Consider the following 4,824-nt stretch of genomic DNA (forward strand, 5'->3'; position numbering starts at 1 on the left):
TGCCAAGGTTGCGCCGGGTACGGTTGTGAAACTGGCTGCCACGACCCCACGCGGTTAAGGGATTCCAAGATGAATTTTTCCCAATTCTTCATTTCGCGGCCGATCTTCGCAGCGGTGCTGTCGCTGCTGATCCTGATCGCCGGTGCGATCTCGCTGTTCCAGTTGCCGATCAGCGAATACCCGGAAGTGGTGCCGCCGACCGTGGTGGTCCGCGCCAACTTCCCGGGTGCCAACCCGAAAGTCATCGGCGAAACCGTGGCCGCGCCGCTGGAACAAGCCATCACCGGCGTCGAGAACATGCTGTACATGTCCTCGCAATCCACCGCTGACGGCAAGATCACCCTGACCATCACCTTTGCCCTGGGTACCGACCTGGACAACGCCCAGGTGCAGGTGCAGAACCGCGTGACCCGCACCGAGCCGAAACTCCCCGAGGAAGTGACGCGCATCGGTATCACCGTGGACAAGGCGTCGCCCGACCTGAYGATGGTGGTGCACTTGACCTCGCCGGACAAACGCTACGACATGCTGTACCTGTCCAACTACGCTCTGCTCAACATCAAGGATGAGCTGGCGCGCCTGGGCGGTGTCGGTGATGTGCAGTTGTTCGGCATGGGCGATTACTCGCTGCGTGTATGGCTGGACCCGAACAAGACCGCTTCGCGCAACCTGACCGCGACCGATGTGGTCACGGCAATTCGCGAACAGAACCGTCAAGTGGCGGCCGGTGCGCTGGGTGCGCCGCCAGCACCGAATGCCACGGCATTCCAGCTGTCGGTCAACACACAGGGCCGTCTRGTCAGTGAGGAAGAGTTCGAGAACATCATCATTCGCTCTGGCGACAACGGTGAAATCACTCGTCTGAAGGACATCGCTCGCGTCGAACTGGGTTCGAGCCAATACGCCTTGCGTTCGCTGCTGAACAACCAGCCGGCAGTGGCGATCCCGATCTTCCAGCGTCCTGGTTCCAACGCTATCGAAATCTCCAATGAAGTCCGGGCCAAAATGGCCGAACTGAAGAAGAGCTTCCCCGAAGGCATGGACTTCAGCATCGTCTATGACCCGACGATCTTCGTGCGCGGCTCCATCGAGGCGGTGGTTCACACCCTCTTCGAAGCGCTGATCCTCGTGGTGCTGGTGGTGATCCTGTTCCTGCAGACCTGGCGTGCTTCGATCATTCCATTGGTCGCTGTGCCGGTATCGCTGATCGGTACCTTTGCCGTGATGCACCTGTTCGGCTTCTCGCTCAACGCCTTGTCGCTGTTCGGCCTGGTATTGGCCATCGGCATCGTGGTGGACGACGCCATCGTGGTGGTGGAGAACGTCGAACGGAACATCGAACTCGGATTGACTCCGGTCGAAGCCACCAAACGCGCCATGCGTGAAGTGACCGGCCCGATCATTGCGACGGCGCTGGTGCTGTGTGCGGTGTTTGTTCCGGCGGCGTTCATCTCCGGTTTGACCGGCCAGTTCTACAAGCAGTTCGCCCTGACCATTGCGATTTCCACGGTGATTTCGGCCTTCAACTCCCTGACCCTGTCGCCTGCTCTGGCCGCGGTACTGCTCAAGGGTCACGACGCGCCGAAAGACCGTTTCTCCAAGGTGCTGGACAAGATTTTCGGTGGCTGGTTGTTCCGTCCGTTCAACCGCTTCTTTGAAAAGGCCAGCCATGGTTATGTCGGCACCGTTGCCCGCGTGATCCGCTCAAGCGGTATCGCCCTGCTGCTGTACGCCGGCCTGATGGTCCTGACCTTCTTCGGTTTCTCCAGCACCCCGACCGGTTTCGTCCCCGGCCAGGACAAGCAATACCTGGTGGCCTTCGCGCAATTGCCGGATGCCTCGAGCCTGGACCGTACCGAAGACGTGATCAAGCGCATGTCCGACCTGGCCTTGAAACAGCCGGGCGTGGAAAGCGCGGTGGCCTTCCCGGGCCTGTCGATCAACGGCTTCACCAACAGCCCGAACGCCGGCATCGTGTTCGTGACCCTGAAACCGTTCGACGAACGTAAAGACCCGAGCATGTCTGCCGGTGCGATTGCCGGTGCCTTGAACGGCCAGTACGCGAACATCCAGGAAGCCTACATGGCGATCTTCCCGCCGCCGCCGGTACAAGGCCTGGGCACCATCGGTGGTTTCCGCCTGCAGATCGAAGACCGGGGCAACCTGGGCTACGAAGAGCTGTACAAGGAAACCATGAACATCATCACCAAGAGCCACAGCGTGCCGGAACTGGCCGGCCTGTTCACCAGCTACACGGTGAACGTGCCACAGGTCGATGCTGCCATCGACCGGGAAAAAGCCAAGACCCACGGCGTGGCCGTCAGCGACATCTTCGACACCCTGCAGATTTACCTGGGTTCGCTGTATGCCAACGACTTCAACCGCTTCGGGCGCACCTATCAGGTCAACGTTCAGGCCGAACAACAGTTCCGCCTCGAATCCGACCAGATCGGCCAGCTGAAAGTGCGCAACAACAAGGGTGAGATGATCCCGCTGGCGACCTTCATCAAGGTCAGCGACACCTCGGGTCCCGACCGCGTGATGCACTACAACGGCTTCATCACCGCTGAAATCAACGGTGCGGCAGCCCCCGGCTACAGCTCCGGCCAGGCCGAAAAAGCCATCGAGAAACTGCTCAAGGAAGAACTGCCGAACGGCATGACCTACGAATGGACCGACCTGACCTACCAGCAGATCCTGTCCGGCAACACCGCGCTGTTCGTGTTCCCGCTCTGTGTGCTGCTGGCGTTCCTGGTACTGGCGGCTCAGTACGAAAGCTGGAGCCTGCCACTGGCGGTGATCCTGATCGTACCGATGACCCTGCTGTCGGCCATCACCGGTGTGATCGCCTCCGGCGGTGACAACAACATCTTTACCCAGATCGGTTTGATCGTATTGGTAGGGCTTGCCTGCAAGAACGCGATCCTGATCGTCGAGTTCGCCAAGGACAAACAGCTCGAAGGCCTAAACCCGCTGGCGGCGGTTCTGGAAGCTTGCCGTCTGCGTCTGCGGCCGATCCTGATGACCTCCTTCGCGTTCATCATGGGCGTCGTGCCGCTGGTGTTCTCCAGCGGTGCCGGTGCCGAAATGCGCCACGCCATGGGTGTAGCGGTGTTCTCCGGGATGCTCGGGGTGACCTTCTTCGGTCTGTTGCTGACGCCAGTGTTCTACGTATTGATTCGTAACTTTGTCGAGCGCGGCCAGGCACGTAAAGCCGCCAAKGCCGCCCTGAAGCTGGAGTCGCATTGATGAGTTTGAAAGCCTTCCTGCCGAGCCTGCTGGTACTGGCCCTGAGTGCCTGTGCCGTGGGTCCGGACTACAAGACGCCAACCACCGAGGCGGCCCACATCACGGCCGCCACCGATGGCGCCGCCGGCCAGAAGAATTTTGACCGTTCGCGTTTCGAAGGCATCTGGTGGCAGCAGTTCGAAGACCCGACCCTCAACCAGCTGGTGACGCAATCCCTGCAAGGCAACCGCGATCTGCGCGTCGCCTTCGCCCGCTGGAAAGCCGCACGGGCGATCCGCGATGACGTCAGCAACGATGCCATGCCGACCATCACCAGCCGCGTCAGCAGTGATTTGGGCAAAGGCCAGATTCCCGGCCAGACCACCGACCGGGTCAACAGCGAACGCTACGACCTGGGCCTGGATATGGCGTGGGAGATCGATCTGTTCGGCCGCATCCAGCGCAACCTGGAGTCGGCCAACGCCGAGCAACAGGCGTTCGAGGCCGATCTGTACCAACTGCAAGTCACCATGATTGCCGAACTGGTGGATTCCTACGGCCAACTGCGCGGCGCGCAACTGCGGGAGAAAATCGCCCTGGCCAACCTGCAGAACCAGCAGGAGTCGCGCAAGATCACCGTCAGCCTGCGTGATGCCGGCGTCGGTGATCAGCTCGACGTGGAGCGTGCCGATGCGCGACTCGCGTCAGTCGAGGCCAGCGTGCCGCAATTGCAGGCCGAACAGGTTCGGCAGAAAAACCGCATCGCCACCCTGCTGGGTGAACGTCCGGACAAGCTGACCGTGGACCTGAGCCCGAAAGACCTGCCGGCGATCGCCAAGGCATTGCCGATCGGTGATCCGGGTGAGCTGCTGCAACGCCGTCCGGACATTCGCAGTGCCGAACGCCAATTGGCGTCGGCCACGGCACGTATCGGCGTGGCCAAGGCTGACCTGTTCCCGCGGGTCAGCCTCAGCGGCTTCCTCGGTTTTACCGCCGGGCGCGGTTCACAGATCGGCTCCTCGGCAGCCAACGCTTGGGCGCTCGGCCCGAGCATCACCTGGGCGGCGTTTGACCTGGGCAGTGTGAAGGCCCGGTTGCGCGGCGCCGACGCCGATGCCGAAGGCGCCCTGGCGACCTATGAGCAACACGTGTTGCTGGCCCTGGAAGAATCGGAAAACGCCTTCAGCGACTACGGCAAACGCCAGCAACGCCTGATCTCGCTGATTCGCCAGAGCGAGTCCAGCCGCTCGGCCGCCGACCTGGCGGAGATCCGCTACCGCGAAGGCTCGGCCGATTTCCTTGTGCTGCTCGACGCCCAACGGGAACGCCTGGCCGCCGAAGACACCCAGGCCCAGGCTGAAGTCGACCTGTATCGCGGCATCGTCGCGATCTACAAGGCCCTTGGCGGTGGCTGGCAGCCGGAGACGGTCGCCAGCAACTGACCCGATGTTTTAATGCGCTCCTTTGGTTGGCCGCAGCCAACCAATTTCCTTGCCCTGCGTCTCATTCGGTCGCGGGGCTTTTTTATCCTCTCAAAAACACCGCCTGCACCATGTAGGAGCGAGCCTGCTCGCGATGGACGTCAACGATGACGCG

2 protein-coding genes are annotated in these 4,824 nt (G+C 61.5%); both read left to right on the forward strand.

What is annotated here, in order from left to right:
- The first annotated feature begins 69 nt into the window (after positions 1-69).
- Positions 70-3,249, forward strand: a complete 3,180-nt coding sequence (locus AC1DVH_RS25995) for an efflux RND transporter permease subunit (RefSeq protein ID WP_477756212.1) — start codon at positions 70-72, stop codon at positions 3,247-3,249.
- Entirely contained in the window at positions 3,249-4,670 is a 1,422-nt protein-coding gene (locus AC1DVH_RS26000) for an efflux transporter outer membrane subunit (protein ID WP_477756213.1), read from the forward strand. The genes AC1DVH_RS25995 and AC1DVH_RS26000 overlap by 1 nt, the downstream gene beginning before the upstream one ends.
- The last annotated feature ends 154 nt before the right edge of the window (positions 4,671-4,824 follow it).

The sequence above is a fragment of the Pseudomonas sp. P4_C3 genome (assembly GCF_056402075.1).